The 18,149-nt window shown below is 70.8% G+C and carries 15 protein-coding genes; 7 read left to right on the top strand and 8 right to left on the bottom strand.

All coding sequences use genetic code 11. The features are described 5' to 3' along the window. The first annotated feature begins 165 nt into the window (after positions 1–165). The gene (locus tag QQM67_RS24420) at positions 166–582 is read left to right on the top strand and encodes an SLOG family protein (protein ID WP_314176464.1); all 417 of its coding nucleotides are present in this window, start codon (positions 166–168) and stop codon (positions 580–582) included. A 5-nt stretch (positions 583–587) separates the two neighbouring features. Here QQM67_RS24420 and QQM67_RS24425 read toward each other — a convergent pair whose 3' ends face one another. Then, positions 588–1,151, bottom strand: coding sequence for a TetR/AcrR family transcriptional regulator (locus QQM67_RS24425; RefSeq protein WP_314176466.1), 564 nt, complete (start codon positions 1,149–1,151; stop codon positions 588–590). 106 nt (positions 1,152–1,257) lie between these two features. Between QQM67_RS24425 and QQM67_RS24430 the strand changes: the two genes are divergently transcribed. Then, the gene (locus QQM67_RS24430; protein WP_314176468.1) at positions 1,258–2,181 is read left to right on the top strand and encodes an NmrA family NAD(P)-binding protein; all 924 of its coding nucleotides are present in this window, start codon (positions 1,258–1,260) and stop codon (positions 2,179–2,181) included. Positions 2,182–2,243: 62 nt separating this feature from the next. Here the strand turns inward: QQM67_RS24430 and QQM67_RS24435 are convergent, their stop codons facing one another. Then, positions 2,244–3,251 carry a zinc-binding alcohol dehydrogenase family protein gene (locus QQM67_RS24435; RefSeq protein ID WP_314176812.1) on the bottom strand — a complete coding sequence of 336 codons (1,008 nt, stop codon included), beginning with the start codon at positions 3,249–3,251 and terminating at the stop codon, positions 2,244–2,246. A gap of 162 nt (positions 3,252–3,413) precedes the next feature. On the opposite strand from QQM67_RS24435, the gene QQM67_RS24440 reads away from it, so the two are divergent. Beyond that, positions 3,414–4,826 (top strand): RtcB family protein, encoded by a 1,413-nt coding sequence (locus QQM67_RS24440; protein WP_314176470.1) that lies wholly within the window; start codon positions 3,414–3,416, stop codon positions 4,824–4,826. Positions 4,827–4,888: 62 nt separating this feature from the next. On the opposite strand, the gene QQM67_RS24445 is transcribed toward QQM67_RS24440, so the two are convergent. Next, the gene (locus QQM67_RS24445; RefSeq protein ID WP_314176472.1) at positions 4,889–5,344 is read right to left on the bottom strand and encodes an archease; all 456 of its coding nucleotides are present in this window, start codon (positions 5,342–5,344) and stop codon (positions 4,889–4,891) included. A gap of 430 nt (positions 5,345–5,774) precedes the next feature. Here QQM67_RS24445 and QQM67_RS24450 point away from each other — a divergent pair, with 430 nt between their 5' ends. Continuing rightward, the gene (locus tag QQM67_RS24450) at positions 5,775–7,079 is read left to right on the top strand and encodes a phospholipase D-like domain-containing protein (RefSeq protein WP_314176474.1); all 1,305 of its coding nucleotides are present in this window, start codon (positions 5,775–5,777) and stop codon (positions 7,077–7,079) included. Between the two features lie 98 nt (positions 7,080–7,177). On the opposite strand, the gene QQM67_RS24455 is transcribed toward QQM67_RS24450, so the two are convergent. The 3 genes from QQM67_RS24455 to QQM67_RS24465 all read right to left on the bottom strand — a co-directional run bounded on the left by QQM67_RS24455 (position 7,178) and on the right by QQM67_RS24465 (position 12,068). Further along, positions 7,178–8,560, bottom strand: a complete 1,383-nt coding sequence (locus QQM67_RS24455) for a trypsin-like serine peptidase (protein ID WP_314176476.1) — start codon at positions 8,558–8,560, stop codon at positions 7,178–7,180. 125 nt (positions 8,561–8,685) lie between these two features. Beyond that, positions 8,686–10,992 carry a beta-xylosidase/alpha-l-arabinosidase gene (locus QQM67_RS24460; RefSeq protein WP_314176478.1) on the bottom strand — a complete coding sequence of 769 codons (2,307 nt, stop codon included), beginning with the start codon at positions 10,990–10,992 and terminating at the stop codon, positions 8,686–8,688. Then, positions 10,989–12,068 carry a LacI family DNA-binding transcriptional regulator gene (locus QQM67_RS24465; RefSeq protein WP_314176480.1) on the bottom strand — a complete coding sequence of 360 codons (1,080 nt, stop codon included), beginning with the start codon at positions 12,066–12,068 and terminating at the stop codon, positions 10,989–10,991. The genes QQM67_RS24460 and QQM67_RS24465 overlap by 4 nt, the downstream gene beginning before the upstream one ends. A gap of 212 nt (positions 12,069–12,280) precedes the next feature. Between QQM67_RS24465 and QQM67_RS24470 the strand changes: the two genes are divergently transcribed. Genes QQM67_RS24470 through QQM67_RS24480 form a run of 3 tightly spaced genes read left to right on the top strand, consistent with a single transcriptional unit; the run spans position 12,281 to position 15,407 of the window. After that, positions 12,281–13,594 carry an extracellular solute-binding protein gene (locus QQM67_RS24470; protein ID WP_314176482.1) on the top strand — a complete coding sequence of 438 codons (1,314 nt, stop codon included), beginning with the start codon at positions 12,281–12,283 and terminating at the stop codon, positions 13,592–13,594. A 50-nt stretch (positions 13,595–13,644) separates the two neighbouring features. Then, a complete protein-coding gene (locus QQM67_RS24475; protein WP_314176814.1) occupies positions 13,645–14,490 on the top strand; it encodes a carbohydrate ABC transporter permease in 846 nt (281 codons plus the stop codon). Further along, positions 14,490–15,407 (top strand): carbohydrate ABC transporter permease, encoded by a 918-nt coding sequence (locus QQM67_RS24480; RefSeq protein ID WP_314176483.1) that lies wholly within the window; start codon positions 14,490–14,492, stop codon positions 15,405–15,407. Before QQM67_RS24475 ends, QQM67_RS24480 begins: the two co-directional genes overlap by 1 nt. A gap of 26 nt (positions 15,408–15,433) precedes the next feature. Here the strand turns inward: QQM67_RS24480 and QQM67_RS24485 are convergent, their stop codons facing one another. Further along, on the bottom strand, positions 15,434–16,651 hold the full coding sequence (locus tag QQM67_RS24485; protein WP_314176485.1) for an MFS transporter: 1,218 nt from the start codon (positions 16,649–16,651) through the stop codon (positions 15,434–15,436). Beyond that, positions 16,644–17,825: an MFS transporter gene (locus QQM67_RS24490; RefSeq protein ID WP_314176487.1), complete on the bottom strand. Its 1,182-nt coding sequence runs from the start codon at positions 17,823–17,825 to the stop codon at positions 16,644–16,646. The genes QQM67_RS24485 and QQM67_RS24490 overlap by 8 nt, the downstream gene beginning before the upstream one ends. Between the last annotated feature and the right edge of the window lie 324 nt (positions 17,826–18,149).

The following is an 18,149-nucleotide window of genomic DNA, read 5'->3' on the forward strand; positions in this document are numbered from 1 at the left end:
TCCCGCACGCCGGTCTTGGGGTGGCGCCGCGTACGGAGCGGGAACTCGGGCGCGCGGGCGGCCTGTTCGCGATTACGGTGGCGGCGCATCGGAGGTCCGAACCTCCGATGCGGCCCGCTACCGTACGAGCCGACTCGGTCACCTGGCCCGGGACAGGAGCGCCCCATGACCCCCTTCCGCCGCGTCCTCGTCACCGGCAGCAGCAGTTGGACCGACGAACAGGCCCTCGCGGACGAGCTCCTGGAAGCCCGGCAGCACGCCCTCCAAGACGGCGCCGGAGGCATCCGCGTCGTCCACGGAGCCCGCCCGAGCGGAGCCGACGCCATGGCCGCCGAGTGGTGCGCCGCCCATGACGTGCCGGCCGAACCCCACCCCGCCGACTGGGAGACCCACGGCCGCGACGCCTCCCACCTCCGCGACCGGGCCATGGTCGGCGCCGGGGCCGACCTCTGCCTCGTCTTCATCGGTCCCTGTACGTCCGCCACGTGCCGTCGGCCCAAGCCGCACGACTCCCACGACGCCCACGCATGCGCCGAACTCGCGGAGCGAGCCGGCATACCGGTGCGGAAACGGACGGCCTGAGGCGGTCAGGTGCCGGTGGGGCTGAGGCCCTCGACGGCGAGCCGGAAGACGCGCTCCGCCTGCGTGGCCGGGTCGGTGTTGTGCTCGGTGGCCAGAGCGATTCCGACGATCAACGTGAGCAGATCGTGGACGGTGACGTCCGCCCGTACCGTCCCGTCGGCGATGGCCTTGCGCAGCAAGGGTGCACAGGCCGCCTCGATGACTGTCGCGCAGGAACCCTGGGTGGCCTCGTCCCCGAGGGGCTCGTACGAGAGCGCGTCGGCCAGGCCGCGCGCGGCAAGCGAGTAGGAGAGCAGCTCGCGCAGCCATTTCAGAAGGGCGGTCCGGCTGTCGTCTTCGCCGCCGAGCGTGTGGGCGAGGTCGCACAGGGCGTGGATGCGCTGCTTGAAGACGGCATCGAGCAGGGCCCTGCGCGTGGAGAAGTGGCGCCTCACGGTGGCTGATCCGACGCCTGCCACGCGCGCGATCTGCTCAAGGGAGGCCTGCGCCCCGTGGGCCGCCACCTCGGCCTCGGCCACGGCGAGGATGCGGGCGAAGTTGCGGCGGGCATCCGAGCGCTGGCCGGTCATCGTCTCCCCAACATTGATAAGTGGCGGGCCCCGCCATATTCTAGCGAACGAGAAACGGCGGGCCCCGCCGTTTCTGGCGTGCGTGACTTGCTGAGGAGATGCACTCATGACCACTGCCGCGACACCGGTCCTTGTCACGGGCGCCACCGGCCGTCAGGGCGGCGCCACCGCCCGCGCCCTGCTCGCCGGAGGAACGCCCGTACGTGCGCTGGTGCGTGACCCGCGCACCCAGCGCGCGCGGGCCGTCGAAGAGCTCGGCGCCCGCCTGGTCGTGGGCGACCTGACCGACCCGACGACTCTTGAGCCTGCCGTGGACGGCGTACGGGCCGTCTTCTCCGTGCAGATGCCCGCGTTCACCGAGCAGGGCGTCGACTTCGACGGCGAGGTCAGGCAGGCGTTCAACCTCATGGCGGCCGCCAGGGCCGCCGGGGTGGAGCAGTTCGTGCAGTCCTCGACCAGCGGTGTGGGCCGGCACACCCGGGCTCCGGGCTGGGCGGAAGGGCGCTGGGCGATGTTGGAGGCACCGCTGGGAACCAAGGCGGCCATCCAGGACCGCCTGCGTGAACTGGACTTCCCCTACTGGACGTTGATCAAGCCGTCGTTCTTCATGGAGAACTTCGAGCCGTCCATGCGGTTCTACTTTCCCCGCGGAGTCGAAGGCGGTCTGGTCACCGTCGTCAAACCGGGCACGCACCTGTCACTCGTAGCGGCCAAGGACGTGGGCCGGGCCGCGGCCGCCGCCCTCTCCGCGCCCGGCAAGTACCACCGCGTGGAACTGGAGCTCGCGAGCGACTACCTGACCATGACACAGATCGCCGGCGTCCTCTCCGGCGCCCTGGGCGTCCCGCTGACGGCGCCCGACATGACCGAGGACCAGGCCCGTGCCGCGGGCATGCCCGACATGGGCGCCACTCACGAGTTCATGGAGGTGGTCGGCCAGCCGGCCCGGCCGGAGTTCGCCCGCGCACTGGGCATCGAATTGACGAGCTTTGAAGAATGGGCGCGTGAACACCTGGGGTCTGCCGCCTGAGCAAACCGATCCCACGCGAGGATCCGCCGTGCGACTGGTCCCCAACTCCCGCATCGGACCGGTCAGTCGGGCATCCGGAGCACCGCGACGCCGCTGACGCGGTCGGCGGCGAGATCGTCGAGCGCTGCGTCCGCGTGTGCGAAGTCGTAGACGGTCAGCCTCGTCCGGAGCCTGTGCTCGGCCGCGGAGGAGAGGAACTGCCGCCCGTCCTCACGGGTGTTGGCGGTGACGCTGCGCACCGTGCGTTCCCGGAAGAGATGCCGCTGGTACTGAAGGGACGGGATGTCGGAGAGGTGGATGCCGGCGATGCTCAGCGTCCCGCCGGCGTCCAGCGCCTCCAGGGCCACGGGCACGAGTTCGCCCACCGGCGCGAACAGGATCGCCGAGTCCAGCGGCTCTGGCGGCGGTACGTCGTCGCCGACGGCCGAGGCCGCACCGAGTTCGAGAGCGAGTTCCCGCGCCGCCGGGGACCGGGTGACCACATGGACCACGGCACCGCGCGCCATGGCCGACTGCGCCGTGAGATGGGCCGACGCGCCGAAGCCGTAGATGCCCAGACGGCCGCCGTCGGGCAGGTCGGCGCGGCGCAGCGCCCGGTAGCCGATGATCCCCGCGCACAGCAGGGGCGCCAGCTCCTCGTCCGGGGAACCGGGCGGCAGCTCATAGGCGTACGCCGCGGGGACCGTGGCGTACTCGGCGTAGCCGCCGTGCGCGTCCCAGCCCGTGTAGATCGACGAGGGACACAGGTTCTCCCGTCCGCTGAGGCAGTACCGGCACTCACCGCACGTACGGCGCAGCCACGGAATTCCCACGCGGCCGCCCAGCGCCGGAGCGCCGACTGCGGCACCGGCCGCGGGACCGGCCGCGACGACCTCGCCGACGGCCTCGTGACCGGGAACGACGCTCTCCAGGTGGGGTGGCAGATCGCCGTCCCGGACGTGCAGATCCGTCCGGCACACCCCGCACGCATGCACCTTGACCAGCAGTTCGTCGGCGGCGGGCTCCGGGACGGGAAGCTCGGCGTATTCGATGACGCCGGGGCGGGCACTGGGCGCCACCCATGCGCGCATCGTCGCGGGGATACGGCTCACTTCGGGACCTCCCAAGACCTCGCGGACCGGCGCCCGGGATCCGCTGACATCCGTACCAGCACCCGTACCAGGGGTGCCGTGCTGCATGCACGGAGACGATGCGGGTACCTCGTCCGAACCGTCGCGGAACCAGGTGGGCATATGGAACTCGTCGAGGAGCGCCCCTACCGATTCCGCATCGCCCAGGAGCCGGGGATGCGGGTGCCGGGAGAGGTGTTCGCGTCCCGGGATCTGCTGCGGGACGCCGAGAGATCCCTGGAGCAGGTCGTCAACGTGGCGTCGCTGCCCGGCATCGTCGGCGCTTCCTATGCGATGCCCGACATCCACTGGGGATACGGCTTTCCCATCGGCGGTGTGGCCGCGACCGACGTCGCCGAGGGCGGCGTGGTCTCTCCCGGCGGCGTCGGCTTCGACATCTCCTGCGGTGTACGACTGCTGGCCGCGGACTGCGACCGGCGCGGACTGGAGCCCGTACTCACCGCGGTCATGGACCGCCTCGGCGAGGTGATCCCGCGCGGGGCGGGCCCGGGCGGAGTCTGGAAGCTGCGGGACCAGCGCGAGCTGGAGGGGCTGCTGGCGGGCGGGTCCCGGTACGCCCTGGAGAAGGGCCACGGGGAGGAGAGGGACCTGTGGCGCTGCGAGGACGGAGGCGTGGTGGACGACGCCGAGGTGGACCGGGTGAGCGCCCGCGCACGCGAACGCGGACTCGGCCAGGTCGGCAGCCTCGGCTCGGCGAACCACTTCCTGGAGGTTCAGCGGGTGGCCGAGGTCTACGACGAGCACGTCGCCGCGGCGTTCGGGCTCGCCGAGGACCAGGTCTGCGTCATGATCCACTGCGGCTCGCGCGGGCTCGGGCACCAGATCTGCTCCGACCACGTACGAGAGATGGACCGGGCCATGGCCCGCTACGGGATCCGCGTGCCGGACAGGCAGCTCTCCTGCACACCGGTCCGCTCGCCGGAGGGCCGCGCCTATCTGGGGGCGATGGCCGCGGCCTCCAACTACGCACGCGCCAACCGCCAGTTGCTCGCCGACGCGACCCGACGCGTCTTCCGGGAGGAGGCGGGCGCGCGCCTGTCGCTCGTCTACGACGTGTCCCACAACCTCGCCAAGATCGAGACGCACCGGATCGACGGAGAGCGGCGCGAACTGTGCGTACACCGCAAGGGAGCCACCCGCGCCTTCCCGCCCGGCCACCCCGACCTGCCCGAGGACCTCCGTGAGGCGGGCCAGCCGGTCCTCATCCCGGGCACGATGGGCACCGCCTCGTATGTGCTCTCCGGCGTGACCGGCGGAGACGCCTTCCACTCCACGTGCCACGGCGCCGGACGCGTGATGAGCCGGCACAAGGCCGCGCGTTCGGTCCACGGCAAGGAGCTACGGGCACGCCTGGAATCCGAGGGCATCGCGGTGCGTCCGCTGTCGCCGAAGGGCCTGGCCGAGGAGACGCCCGAGGCGTACAAGGACGTCGGCGCGGTCGTGGACGTGAGCGAGGCTGCCGGGCTGTGCCGCAAGGTGGCGCGGCTGGTCCCCCTCGGTGTGGTCAAGGGATAGAGCCGGGCCCCGGTTCCGCATCGTGCGCCCTCCGTCGTGGCCCGGCCGTCGTGGCCCGGCCGTCATACGTCGACTGTCGCCGTGCACGACCAGCCGTAGGGGCCCTTGCCGAGGCGGAGTTCGTTCCAGGAGACGGCCTTCGGCGCGGCTCCGGTGACGGTCACCGCGTCCAGGCCGGTCACCGCCAGGCGCACGTCCAGCCCGCCGTCGGTGGTCTCCACCTCGGCGTCCACGGGCACCTCGCCGTGGACCTCAAGTCCGTAGACGACCTCCTCCAGCAGCGCGGCCAGCAGGTCGTCGTCGCTGCTCTCGGTGAGCCGCACGCTCCGTACGGACGCCGGCCGCAGCTGTGAGAGGTCCGCGAAGGACTCCACCATCGCCAGTACGGCTTCCCCGAGACACTGCTCCCGGGTGGGTCCCCATGCCTCGATGCGCAGATCGGCCGTGTGCGGCACCGCACGATGACCGCCTTCTCCCTCGCTTCGCGCCGGCCCGGCGCCGTCCCTGTCACCGACCATGCGGGGCGCGTGCCCGCGCATCCTTCTCCCATGCGGCAGGAGTCCGGCAAGAACGAGCTTTCCAGGGCATTCCGCACTGCGTCCGGCCGCGAGCGGGAGCGGAACCGGCGGGCTCGGTCGCGCCGATCTCGGAGCGCCGGGCTGTCGGCCTGTCCTGGAACCGGAGCCGTCCCCGAGGCGGTCCGCGGCCGCCGGCCGTCTGCCGCTCATCGCGGACGCACGTGCTATGTCACGGTTCGGATCGCCCTGCAACCATTCGAAGTTCCCACATGTCCTCAAGTTGGTACATGCGCAACCAACTTGACGTCGTGGGAGTTTCCTTGCCGTTCCGCTTCAACCCGCCACATTCCCGCCCTCGGCCCCCGCGACCCGGCGGGCCTCTCGCGGCGACCCGGCTCGTCATCGTCAACCCCCCGGCGAGAGGCCGCTCATGAAGCGAACGATCACGTTGATCACCGCGCTGGTCGTCTCCCTGCTGCCGCTGTCGACGGCGCACGCCGCGGTCAAGAAGGCCAAGGCCCCGCTCAGTTGCGAGTCCCGGACGTTCACCTCCAGCCCGGGCCCGCGCTTCAACGACCCGGAGGACCCCGCCGCCCAGATGGAGGTCATGGGCCCGATCATCGAGTCGATCAACAGCGCCGGCTGCGGGCAGACCATACGCGTCGCCATGTACTCGATCAGCAGCGCACAGCCGGGTCCGGACTTCGCCGACGCCCTGATTGCCGCACACCGGCGCGGCGTCGTCGTCAAAGCGCTGATGGACGTGCACAGCGACAACGCGGTCTGGCAGTCGATAGTCGACGAGCTGGGCAACGACCCGCGGGCCTCCAGCTTCGCCGCGCTGTGCCCGGGCGGCTGCCTGTCCCACTTCAGTGGCTCCTCGCTGCACGCGAAGTACTACATGCTCAGCGGCGGGCAGGATGCGAACAGGACCGTGACCGTCAGCAGCGCCAACCCGACCTCCGCCCAGGCCCGTACGGCGTGGAACAGCAGCGCCACCGTCAAGGGCAACGTGGCCCTGTACAACTCCTACGTCAGCTACTTCACCGCCATGGCGAAGGGCGCGCTCAACGGGCCGGGCCCGCTGGCGCCCGACTACTACAGCTCCACCGGCGCCAATGCCGCCAGGACGCTGTCCCCGCCCGCCTACCAGTGGCCCAAGGCGCGCGCCAAGAGCGACACATGGGTCGACTTCCTGAACAACATCAAGGCACCGGCAACGATCAACATCGCCATGTTCGAGTGGACTTCACACGGGCAGCCGGGCGACCGGAACTATCTGGAGCTGCCGAAGAAGCTGGTGAGCCTGGCACGGACCGGCGTCAAGATCCACATTCTGATCACCGCCGCCCAGGTCGACGACAGCGTGCAGAGCTATCTGGCAAACCGGCCGAACATCTACGTACACGACACCAGCCGCGGCACCGACGCCAACGGCAACGCCCTGCACTACACGCACGACAAGTACATGATGGTCAGCGGCGGTTACGCGGGTGCGGCCGACTCCAGGCTCGTGTTCGCCGGTTCCTCGAACTGGACGAGCAACGGCGTCTGGCACAACGACGAGACGGATCTGAAGCTGGTCGGCCGCTCCAGCTACGACACGTTCATGGCGGACTGGCGGAACCAGTACGACCGCTGCTGCGGGACCACGGGCCGGCAGTCGATCGCCGAGGAGCGCGCCGAGAACTCGGCTCCGGAAATCCCCATCGACCCGAGGCAGGCCCGCGAATAGGCACGCGTCTCCTCGTCACTCAGCCTCGCCAGGGAGGAACGGCAGCATCAACCGGCCCGGCCCCAGAGTGGACCGGGCCCGGCCGCCGGAGCCCGCGGCTACTTCGGCTGCTTCACCGCCACCGCTTCGAGGGTGACGGTGTTGTCCTCCTTGTTCTGGTCGAGTTGAGAACTGGTGAGCTTGGCGGTGGTGGTCAGCCGATCGGGGGCATCCTCCGAGACCTTGGTGCGGAGGTCGATCGGCCGGTGCTGCCTGGAGCCGGGGTGGATGTCCCGCAGCAGGCAGTGCACCGTACGTCCGCCGGCCCGGCAAGAGGCGCCCTCCGCCGACAGGAACGTCTGACCCTTCGACAGCTCGAAGGTGATGGGAACGTCGGCGTGTGCCAGTTTCCCGCCCATGCGCACCGTGGCCGTCTGCGTCATGGACTTGCCGCGCTTCACCTCTGTCGGCTTGCCTGGCTTGTCCTGCTTCTTCTGCACGAAGCCCAAGTTGTCGTAATGCCCGAGAGACGTCCCCTTCGGGTCGGCCCTGGCCAGAAGACGGCCGAATGTCTCGGGTGCCAGTGGCGGGGCATGGCTGTCGGGATCGGAATCGGAGGGGTCGGAGCCGCCGGACAGCACACCGATGAGGCTGTACTCCCGGTAGTGCTCGACCCAGGGCCCGCCGCTGTTCCCGCCGGTCGTCGCGCAGTTGCGCGTCTCCAGTACGCGGGCACCGTCGTCCTTGCCGTCGTCGTCCGTGGCGGGGTGGGTCCTGCCGTCGCAGCGGAACATCTCGTGCCCGCTGTACGGCTCGTCGGCCGGATAGCCGAGGTTGGTGAACCGGTAACGTCCGGCGCGGTTGAGCAGCGGGGTGAAGTATCCCGTGCGGTCCTCGATCTTCTTGTGCCTGCCCTTGTCCGCTTCCCCGGTCGGAGACGACGCCACCCTGAGGACGGTGATGTCCTTGGAGGTGTCCTCGATGCTGTCGGCTTCTCCCGAGGGGCCCAGGGAGTAGATTCCGGTCACCTTCCACCGGCCGTACGGAGCGGGGGAGTCGGCCCACTTGTTGTAGGCGGGGACGAAGCTCCAGCCTGTCGGGCCCGTGTAGTCCTTTCCTTTTTCGATGGCCTCCGCGATCGCCTTCTCGTCCGCGTTGCCGGAGTCCTTGTCACCGAAGTCCTCGGCACAGTGCGTGGCTGTCACCAGGAGGTCCCGTGTGCGGGAGCGGATCACCGAGGCGCTGCACCTCGCGCCCTCGCCGTCGGCGAAGTCGTCGTCCTTCACCAGAGCACCTGTGACCCTGGATCTCGGGTCCCGGTTGTAGGGCAGGGCCATCCGCGCGTACCCGCTCTCGTCGCCGTCCGGCGTGAGGATCCTGCCCGGAGGAACGTCCGCCGCCTCCGCGGGCCCGGGCTGCCCGGGCAGGCCCAGCCCGGCCCCCAGGGACGCCGTGGTCACCGCGAGTACCGCCGTCCGCCAGCGCCGTCTGACTCGTCTCATCCACTGCTCCTTCCAGTTCTCCGGCAGCCGTCGACTCACTGCCGTTACTACCGGACGGAACCGGGGCGGCCACGACGGCAAGCCGGTGCGTCCCGAACGGCGGGTCACGCGGGGAGCAGGCTTGCTCAGCCGATGCGGGCCTCGGTGTGGAGGACGCGATCGTGGCCGACCGTACGGACCGGGCCCGTGAGGTGAACCGTGCCGCGCAGGCGGATGTCGGTGCTGGACGATCCGACCATGACGGTGATCTCGCCGGGTTCGACGATGCGGCTCAGATCAGGTCCGGTGTAGGCGAGCCGGTCGGCGTGCAGGCGGAAGGTGACCCGGCGCTGCTCGCCGGGATCGAGGCGGACGCGCGCGAAGCCGGTCAGCTGGGTGACGGGGCGCGGGAGCCGGGCAACCGGGTCGGCGGTGTAGAGCTGGACCACTTCGGCACCGGGACGGTCTCCGGTGTTGCGGACCAGGCAGCCGATCTCCACCTCTCCGCTCGTGGGTATCTCCGCCGCCGTCAGGGACAGGTCCTCGTACGTGAAGGTCGTGTACGAAAGGCCGTGTCCGAAGGGGTAGGCCGGGGTGGGGTCGAGGTTGCTCACGCCCCGGCTGTTTCCGCCCAGGGGCGCGTGCAGATACGTGCCGGGCTGACCGCCGGGCGTCCGCGGGATCTGCACCGGCAGCTTGCCCGAGGGCGTGACGCGGCCGGAGAGCACTCCGGCGAGGGCCGGACCGCCCTCCTCGCCGGGGAAGAAGGCCTGGACGACGGCGGCCGCACGGCCGGCATAGGCGCCGAGCGCGTAGGGCCGGCCGGATACGACGAGCAGGACGACAGGCGTGCCGGTGGCCAGCAGCGCCTCGACCAACTGGCCCTGGACGCCGGGCAGGGCGAGGTCTTCGGCGTCGCAGCCTTCGCCGGAGGTGCCGAGGCCGAAGAGCCCGGAGCGGTCGCCGACCACGGCGACGCAGACCTCCGCCCGTTCGGCCTGGGCGACGGCCGCGTCGAAGCCGCCGCGATCGAAGTCCTTGACGGTGCAGCCCTGTTCGCAGGCGATACGGGCGGTGGGCAATTCGGCGGTGAGCGCGTCCAGCAGGGAGAGCGTCTCTATGCCGTTGTCGTAGCCGGGGTGGTGGGGGAGGACGTGGTTGGGGAAGGAGTAGCAGCCGAAGAGGGCGTTCGGGTCGTCCGCACTGGGGCCGATCACGGCGATGGACGACGTCTCCGGAGCCAGCGGCAGGACGCCGTCGCGGTTGTCGAGCAGGACGATGCTCTGCTCGGCGAGTTCGCGGGCGATGGCCCGGTGCGCGGGCGGATCGAGGTCGATCGGCTCCTCGCCGCCGCCGTCCGGGCTGAAGCCGGCGTCGAGCAGGCCGAGTTCGGCCTTCTGCCGCAGGACGCGCCGTGCGGCGCGGTCGACGAGATCCTCGGAGACGGTGCCGTCGCGGGCGAGTTCGGCGAGGGGTTCGCCGTAGCAGAGGGTGCTGGGCAACTCGACGTCGATGCCGGCCGCCAGGGCCAGAGCGCCCGCCTCGCCGTCCGTCGCCGCGATCCGGTGCATCGTACGGAGAAAGGCGATCGACCCGTAGTCGGAGACGACCGTGCCCTCGAATCCCCATTCCTCGCGCAGGAGCCGGGTGAGCAGGAGCGGGTCGGCGCCGGCCGGGACGCCGTCGACGTCGGCGTAGGAGTTCATGACGGAGCGCGCGCCGCCGTCCCGCAGCGCCGTCTCGAACGGCGGCAGGATCACGTCGGCGAACTCCCGGCGCCCCATGGAGACGGGGGCGTGGTTGCGGGCGCCACGCGAAGCGGAGTATCCGGCGAAGTGCTTGAGGGTCGCGATGATCCCGGCGCTCTCCAGGCCCCGCACGTACGCGGTGCCCGTCACGGCGACCAGGCAGGGGTCCTCGCCGAGCGTCTCCTCGACGCGACCCCAGCGATAGTCGCGTACGACGTCCAGTACGGGTGAGAGCCCCTGGTGCACGCCGACCCGGCGCATGCTCGTGCCGATCGCGTGCGCCATCCGCTCGACCAGGCCGGGGTCGAAGGAGGCGGCCCAGGCGAGGGCGGTGGGGAAGACCGTGGCGCGGTAGGCGGTGAAGCCGGTGAGGCACTCCTCGTGCGCGATCGCGGGGATCGCGATACGCGTGGAGTCCATCAACTCCCGCTGTAGTGCCGCGAGTCGGCGTCTGCCCTCGGCCGCTTCGACCGGCGCCGTGCCGAACGCCCGGGTGATATGGCCCAGGCCGTTCTCGCAGTCCGAGGCGAACTCGGTGGTGCGGGCGAGGACGTCCTGCATCGGTGCGACCTCGCCGCTGAGGCGCTTGACGCCTGGCCAGGCGCTGCCGAGCTGGGCGAGCTTCTCCGTCAGGGTCAACTCCGCGAGGAGCGCCTCGACCCTGGCGTCACGCGGGCGGGCCGGATCGGCCCAGGGCGGGGTCACGGGGCGTCTCCGGGGACGGCGGCGGACGGGGCCGGGGCGGGTGTCCCGGCGCGTACGGGCGGCGCTGTCGTGGACGCGCGGACCACCAGCTGCGTGGCGAGTTCGACCCGGTGGCTGTCGAGTGGCTGCGCCGCGGCGAGCCGGAGAAGGGTGCGAAGCGCGGCACGGCCGATCTCCGCGAAGGGCTGGCGGACCGTGGTCAGGGGAGGGGCGGAGGTGGCGGCGGCGACGGTGTCGTCGAAGCCGACGACGCTCACGTCCTCCGGCACCCGCAGCCCGTGCACCCGGGCGGCCTCGATGACCCCGAACGCCTCCGAGTCGTTGGCGGCGAAGACGGCCGTGGGCAGGTCTTCAAGCGCGAAGAGGTCGCGGGCTGCCTCGTAGGCGGGTTCGAAGTGGAACTCCCCCCGCTTGATGAGCCGGGGATCGGGCGTGATGCCCGCGCTCCTGAGCGCGGCCTGGTAGCCGTGCAGCCGGGCGGTGTTGCAGAGGGCGTCGTGCCGGCCCTCGATCATCGCGATGCGGCGGTGCCCGAGGCTCAGCAGGTGTTCGGTGGCGGCCATGCCGCCGCTGAAGTTGGTGGCGCCGATGCTCGGCACGCTCTCGTCGGGGACGCCCATCGGGTCGATCAGTACGAGGGGAATGCCGGCCTTCTTGAACTGGGCCCGCTGCTGCGGCGTCAGTTCGGACGTCACGAGAATGACGCCCTCCCGCCCGGCGTTGACGATCTTCCGGGTCCAGGCGGCGCCCGACGGATCGTCGGGCGTCATGCCGATGACCACGTCGACGCCGGCCTCCGCCGCGGCCTCGGTCACGCCTCGGGTGATGACCAGGTTGTTCGGAGCGACGAGGTGGTTGAAGGTGAGGTCGACGATGCGGACCGGCGACCGGGAGCCCGCCGTCCCGCGGGCCACGTAGTCGTGTTCGACCAGCAGCCGTTCGATGCGCGCCCGCGTCCCGGGCGACACGTCGCTGCGGCCGTTGACCACCTTCGAGACGGTGGCAACCGACACCCCGGCCGCCTCGGCGATACCGGTCAGGGTCGTCCGGCTCCGCCCGACGGCTCTCTTCGCCATGTTGATCCTCTCGCAATTTACGAGGACGGTAGCGCAATCTTTCGGAACAGGTCCAGGGGCCTCCAGCGGCCAACTCCCTCTGAACTCGACCTCGCAGGCATCTTGACCCGGTCCCGGGCCGCACCTACTTTGTCGGCCAGCAAACAGAGGTTTTCGAAAATTTTCGGGATCCCGCCGCGTCTTCCAACCTCTGGAGAGCGAAGGAGCTCACGATGGCCACCAGAATCTCCAGCCGCGTCCTGGTCACCGTCTGCGCGGCCGCGCTCGCCCTGACGGCATCGGCCTGCGGCAAGAGCGGGCGCAGCGAGGGCGGTTCCGGTGGCGGCACGCTCGTGTGGGCGCTGAGCCAGGGAACCGAGTCGACCTTCCGTGCCTCCGCCAAGGAGTGGAACAAGGCGCACCCCGACGAGAAGGTCGACATCCAGTACTTCCAGAACGACCCGTACAAGCAGAAGCTCCGCACGGCCGTCGGAGCCGGCAACGGCCCCGTACTGTTCGAGAACTGGGGCGGCGGCACGCTCAAGAAGTATGTGGACGCGGGCAAAGTGGCCGATCTGACACCCGAGTTGGACAAGGATCCGCAGTGGAAGGACCGCCTCCTTCCGTCGGTGCTGCGGAGCACCACGTTCGACGGCAAGATCTACGGCGTCCCGATCAACGGCGTCCAGCCCGTGGTCCTTTACTACAACAAGCAGCTGTTCAAGAAGGCCGGAGCAGAGCCGCCGAAGACCTGGGACGACCTGCTCGCGCTCGTGAAGAAGTTCAAGGCGAAGGGCATAGCCCCGCTTTCCATGGGCGGCGCCTCGAAGTGGCCCGATCTGATGTGGCTGGAGTACCTGGTCGACCGCATCGGCGGGCCCGGCGTGTTCAAGGACATCGAGGCCGGCAAGAAGGGCGCGTGGTCCGACCCGGCCGTCCTCAAGGCCGCCGAAATGATCAAGCAGTTGGTGGACGCGGGCGGCTTCGCCAAGGGCTTCGCCTCCGTCTCCGCCGACACCGGCCAGCCAGAGGCACAGATGTACACCGGCAAGGCGGCCATGCTTCTCCAGGGCAGCTGGGCGTACGCCAACATCCAGACCGGCGCCCCGAAGTTCATCTCCGGGGGGCACCTCGGCTGGACCGCCTTCCCGGCCGTCGAGGGCGGCAAGGGCGACGCGGCCAACGTCGTCGGCAATCCCGCCAACTTCCACTCGCTGTCGGCCCAGGCCGACGCCAAGGAGAAGAAGACGGCGGTGTCGTACCTCAAGAAGGGCGTCTACAACGACAGTTATGTGGAGAATCTCCTCTCCATCGGGAACGTCCCGCCCGTGAAGAACCTCGACGCCAAGATCAAGCGCGCGAAGAGCGCCGACTGGCTGTCGTACGTCTACGGCACGACCCTCGACGCGAAGAACTTCCAGCTCTCCTGGGACCAGGCGCTCGCCCCCGAGCTGGGCAACGTCATGCTCACCAACCTGGATCAGCTCTTCCTCGGCGAGATCAGCCCGGCGAAGTTCTGCGCGCAGATGGACAAGGCGGCGCATTGAGCATCGCCAAGCCCCCCGGGTCGGCACGGCCGGGCGGTGCGCCGTTCGTGATGGCGCTGCCCGCCCTGGTGCTGTTCGCCCTGTTCGCGCTCGTCCCCATGGCGATCGTGGTCTACCTGAGCTTCACCCGCTGGGACGGCCTGGGCAGTCCGGCGTGGGCGGGGTTCGGCAACTGGCGCGAGGCCCTCGACAGCGGCGTCGTCCGCCACGCGCTGGGGCTCACCCTCAAGTTCATGGTGCTGTCCTGGCTCGTGCAGACGCCGGTCAGCCTGTTCCTGGGCGTCTTCGTCGCCGGAAGACAGCGCTACCGCGCCCTGTTCGCGGTGTTCTACTTCGTGCCCCTCCTCATCTCCGCCGCCGCGATCGCGATCATCTTCAAGAACCTGCTGGACCCCAGCTTCGGCCTCGGCGCGGCCCTCGACGTGCCCCTGCTGCGCCAGGACTGGCTGGGCGATCCCCAACTCGCCTTCTATGCGGTGGTGTTCATCATCGCCTGGCAGTTCGTGCCCTTCCATACGCTGCTCTACCAGGCGGGGGCCCGGCAGATCCCCGTCTCGCTGTACGAGGCGGCCGCGATCGACGGTGCCGGCCGGGTCGCGCAGTTCTGGCGCATCACCCTGCCCCAGCTGCGCCACACCGTCGTCACGTCCTCGACGCTGATGCTGGTGGGGTCGCTCACCTACTTCGACCTGGTCTTCGTGCTCACCGGCGGCGGCCCCGGATATGCCACCCGGCTGCTCCCGCTCGACATGTACATCACCGGCTTCCAGAGCAACGAGATGGGCCTGGCCAGTGCCATCTCCGTGATCCTGGTCGCGTCCGGGCTCCTTCTCTCCCTTCTCCTCGTCCGCTTCTCGGGCTTCTCCCGGATGCGAAGCCAGCAGGCAGGCATGTGATGCGATCCGCGCTCTCGCACGCCCCGTCGACGGAGCCGGAGGCTCCCGTACGAGCCCGGCCCGGGGCGTCCACGGCACCACCCGGAGGCCGTCCCGCCGGCCTGCGCCGCGGCAACCCCCTCGGCGCGCTGGGCGGCGTGGCCTGGCTGCTGGTCGTCGTCCTCCCGGTGTACTGGGTGGTCGTCTCCAGCCTCCGCACCCGCGAGGGCTTCTTCGACGCCAACCAGCTCGCCGTCCCGTCGGACCCGACTCTGGAGAACTACCGGCTGGTCCTGGACAACGACTTCGCGCACTTCCTGTGGAACAGCGTCGTGGTCACGGCGGGCGCGACGCTGCTGACCCTGGTGGTGTCCTTCCTGGCGGCGAACGCGATCGTGCGCGGCACCGGCCGGGCGCTGCGCTGGACCTTCAGCCTCTTCCTGCTCGGGCTGGCCATCCCGCTCCAGGCGACGATCATCCCCGTGTACTACCTGATCGCCAAGGCGCACATGTACGACACCCTGGCGGCCGTCGTGCTCCCCTCGTCGGCCTTCGCGATCCCGCTGACAGTGATCATTCTCGTCAACTTCATGCGGGACATCCCCGACGAGTTGTACGAGTCCATGCGCGCGGACGGCGCCGGGCACTGGCGCATGCTGTGGCACCTGGCGCTGCCGCTGTCCCGGCCCGCCCTGATCACCGTGACGATCTACGACGCGCTCAACGTCTGGAACGGCTTCCTCTTCCCGCTGATCCTCACCCAGAGCCCCGACAAGCGCGTCCTGCCGCTGTTCGTCTGGAGCTTCCAGGGCGACTTCACCATCAACGTCCCCGCCATCCTGGCCGCCGTCGTCCTCTCGACCCTCCCGATACTCGCCCTGTACGTCATCGGCCGGCGCCAGCTCATCAGCGGCCTCACCGCCGGCTTCAGCAGGTAGACACCGGGAAGGGGAACCGGCGCCGTTCACCGGCCGGCTGTTCGGCGCCTCAGCTGCGGTGACACGACGGCGGCGGCGACGAGCGCGCTCACGGAGGCCACGGCCATACCGGTGCGGGCGCCCCATCGGTCGCAGATCCAGCCGAGGAGCGGCATGCCGAGCGGTGTGCTTCCGAGGACCACGAGGCCGTGCAGCGCCATCACCCTCCCGTGCATGCCCGGGTCCGTGCCGAGCTGGAGCAGGCTCCTGCCCAGCGTGTTGAAGGCGAGGTTCGCGCTGCCGACCGCGACCATCCCCGCGAGGGCGAGCGCCAGCCAAGGAGCCGCCGCCACAAGGGCGTTCGCAGCACCGAAGCCGATCGCGGCGAGGAGCAGCGCCCAGCTCGTGACCCGTCGCGCCGCGGCCGTACCGAGGGCGCCCGCGACCGCGCCGACGCCGAGCGCCGAGGTGAGCCAGCCGTAGGTCTCGGGGCCGCCGTCGAAGGTGTCCTTGGCCAGCACCGGCAGCACCGCCCGGAAGTTCTGCCCGAGCAGGGCGATCACACCGATGAGCAGCATGCAGGCGCGCAGTTCGGGGTGGGTGAACACGTACCGCAGGCCCTCGCGGACTCCGCCGGCGCCGGTACGGGCGGACTCGAGCCGGTGACGTGTCGCCCGCGGATCGATGAGGAGCAGCCCCCAGAGGACCGGCACGAAGGAGACGGCGTTGAGCGCGAACGCGTAGCCCGCCCCGACCGCGGCGATCGTCGCACCGGCGACCGCCGGACCCGCCAGCCTGCCGAGGTTGTGCACCGTCGAGGCGAGCGCCTGCGCGTTGACGTAGTCCGCCGGGGTCGTGAGCTCGGCGACGAAGGCCTGCCGCGCCGGGTTGTCGAGGACGGTGACGAACCCGAGCGCGAGCGCCAGGGCGAAGACCATCCAGAGCTCGACGACCCCGGCGAGTACGACCACGGCGAGCGCCGCGGCCAGCACCCCGCTGGCCGCCTGGGTGGCCAGGAGCAGGCGGCGGCGGTCCCATCTGTCGACCAGCACGCCGCCCCAGAGCCCGAAGACGAGCATCGGCAGGAACTGAAGCGCCGCGGCTGTTCCGACCGCGACCGCGTCGTCGGTGAGTTCGAGCACCAGCCAGTCCTGGGCCACGCGTTGCATCCAGGTGCCGATCACGCTCACCGAGTGGCCCGTGAGGAAGAGGCGGTAGTTGCGATGGGACAGCGAGCGCAGCGCGCGGGCCACCCCGTCACGCACGTTCGGCTCCGTCCGCAGGCGCTTCGCGCAGGTGCTCGCGCAGCCTGCGGACGGCGAGCGCCGGCACCCCGATCGCGGCTCCGGCGATCGCCAGTGACGCGGAAACGGGCAGCACGGCGACCAGGCCCGCGGCGCCGAACGGCACCGCGAACAGCGCCGCGGCGCGGAAGGTGCCGGCCGCGGCTATCGCATCGCCCCTCTCCTCGGGGTGGACCGCGTCGCTGGCGATGGCCGGGCCGAGGGTCTGGAGGGCTCCCGCTCCGATGCCCGATATGCCGAGCGCGATGCCGGCGGCCACGGCGGAACCGGCCAGCACGGCGAACAGCGCGAGCGCGCCCCCTGTGGCGACCGTGCCGATGGCGAAGGCCCGCGCCAGACCCGCACGGCCGGTCCGGCCGATGACGACCGACCCGGCGAGCGAGGACGCGTTGGCGACGGAGACGAGGGCGCCCACGACGGCAGCGGCATGCCCGGCGTGCACCAGCACCACCGGGACGTAGGAACCGAGAAGACCGCGCCACGCGCCGGCGCTCACACCCGCCCAGCACCCGGTGGAGACCCCGGGCCGTCGCCAGATCCGGCCCGCGGGACGGTCGTCGGGCCGCCGGAACGGACGCAGCCGGTCCAGGAACAGAGTCGGCACGACGGCGACGGCCGCGATCGCCGAGCAGACGGCAAGGGCGTACGACGGACTGCGCTCCGACAGCACGCCCGCGAGCACCGGACCGATGAGCAGGCCCGCGTTGGACATGAAGTTGACCGTCGCCAGGGCGCGGACGGACGAGCCCTTGCCACGTACGACGTGGGTCTGACTGCCCGTCCAGAAGCAGGCCCGCGCCACTCCCTGGAGCAGCTGCGCCACCACGAACGGCGCGACCGCCGCCGAGACCGCCACGATGACGTTCGAGGCGGCGAGCACGGCGCCCGCCGCGGCGACCAGAGTCCAGTCGGGGAGCACCCGCATCACGACGCCCAGCCCGAGGCGGGTGGCCATCTGCGACACCGCCGAGATGGCGGTCAGGACACCGACCTCGACGCTCGTGTAGCCCGAGTCGAGGGCGAGCAGAGGCAGCGCGACCGAGGACAGGCCCAGCGCACACGAGAAGACGACGGCGCCCGCCGCGGCGGCGACGGAGTCGCGCGAGGGCCGCTGGACCGTCCGGCGCTTGATCACCCGCCTCGCCGTCGCCTTTCGCTCCGGCCGGGCCGGCCGTGGCTCACGCCGTTGCATCGGCGAGAGCGCGGTCGCCTGCGTACTCCGGCGCGGCCCCGGCGTGGTGCACGTTGCCGTAGCCGCGGCCCTGCTTCACCATGCGGTCCCTCCCGATGCCGTGCCCGGCCCCACGCCGGCAGGCGCGTCTGACTGCACTCTGTGGGGCAAATGGTTTGACCATTAAGCTAATGCGGGTCACCGCAAGCTGTCCAGCCGACGGGACTCAGCGGACCGTCACCCACCGGCCCTGCGGGCCCGTCGGGCAGGCGGCGCGGGCCCCGCGGA

Source organism: Streptomyces winkii (assembly GCF_032248595.1).
Classification (GTDB): domain Bacteria; phylum Actinomycetota; class Actinomycetes; order Streptomycetales; family Streptomycetaceae; genus Streptomyces; species Streptomyces winkii.

What these genes read in the sequence shown, in the direction of transcription:
- QQM67_RS24420 (WP_314176464.1), top strand. Translation starts at nt 166, where the DNA reads ATGACCCCCTTCCGCCGCGTCCTCGTCACCGGCAGCAGCAGTTGGACC.
- QQM67_RS24425 (WP_314176466.1), bottom strand. Translation starts at nt 1,151, where the DNA reads ATGACCGGCCAGCGCTCGGATGCCCGCCGCAACTTCGCCCGCATCCTC.
- QQM67_RS24430 (WP_314176468.1), top strand. Translation starts at nt 1,258, where the DNA reads ATGACCACTGCCGCGACACCGGTCCTTGTCACGGGCGCCACCGGCCGT.
- QQM67_RS24435 (WP_314176812.1), bottom strand. Translation starts at nt 3,251, where the DNA reads ATGCGCGCATGGGTGGCGCCCAGTGCCCGCCCCGGCGTCATCGAATAC.
- QQM67_RS24440 (WP_314176470.1), top strand. Translation starts at nt 3,414, where the DNA reads ATGGAACTCGTCGAGGAGCGCCCCTACCGATTCCGCATCGCCCAGGAG.
- QQM67_RS24445 (WP_314176472.1), bottom strand. Translation starts at nt 5,344, where the DNA reads ATGGTCGGTGACAGGGACGGCGCCGGGCCGGCGCGAAGCGAGGGAGAA.
- QQM67_RS24450 (WP_314176474.1), top strand. Translation starts at nt 5,775, where the DNA reads ATGAAGCGAACGATCACGTTGATCACCGCGCTGGTCGTCTCCCTGCTG.
- QQM67_RS24455 (WP_314176476.1), bottom strand. Translation starts at nt 8,560, where the DNA reads ATGAGACGAGTCAGACGGCGCTGGCGGACGGCGGTACTCGCGGTGACC.
- QQM67_RS24465 (WP_314176480.1), bottom strand. Translation starts at nt 12,068, where the DNA reads ATGGCGAAGAGAGCCGTCGGGCGGAGCCGGACGACCCTGACCGGTATC.
- QQM67_RS24470 (WP_314176482.1), top strand. Translation starts at nt 12,281, where the DNA reads ATGGCCACCAGAATCTCCAGCCGCGTCCTGGTCACCGTCTGCGCGGCC.
- QQM67_RS24475 (WP_314176814.1), top strand. Translation starts at nt 13,645, where the DNA reads ATGGCGCTGCCCGCCCTGGTGCTGTTCGCCCTGTTCGCGCTCGTCCCC.
- QQM67_RS24480 (WP_314176483.1), top strand. Translation starts at nt 14,490, where the DNA reads ATGCGATCCGCGCTCTCGCACGCCCCGTCGACGGAGCCGGAGGCTCCC.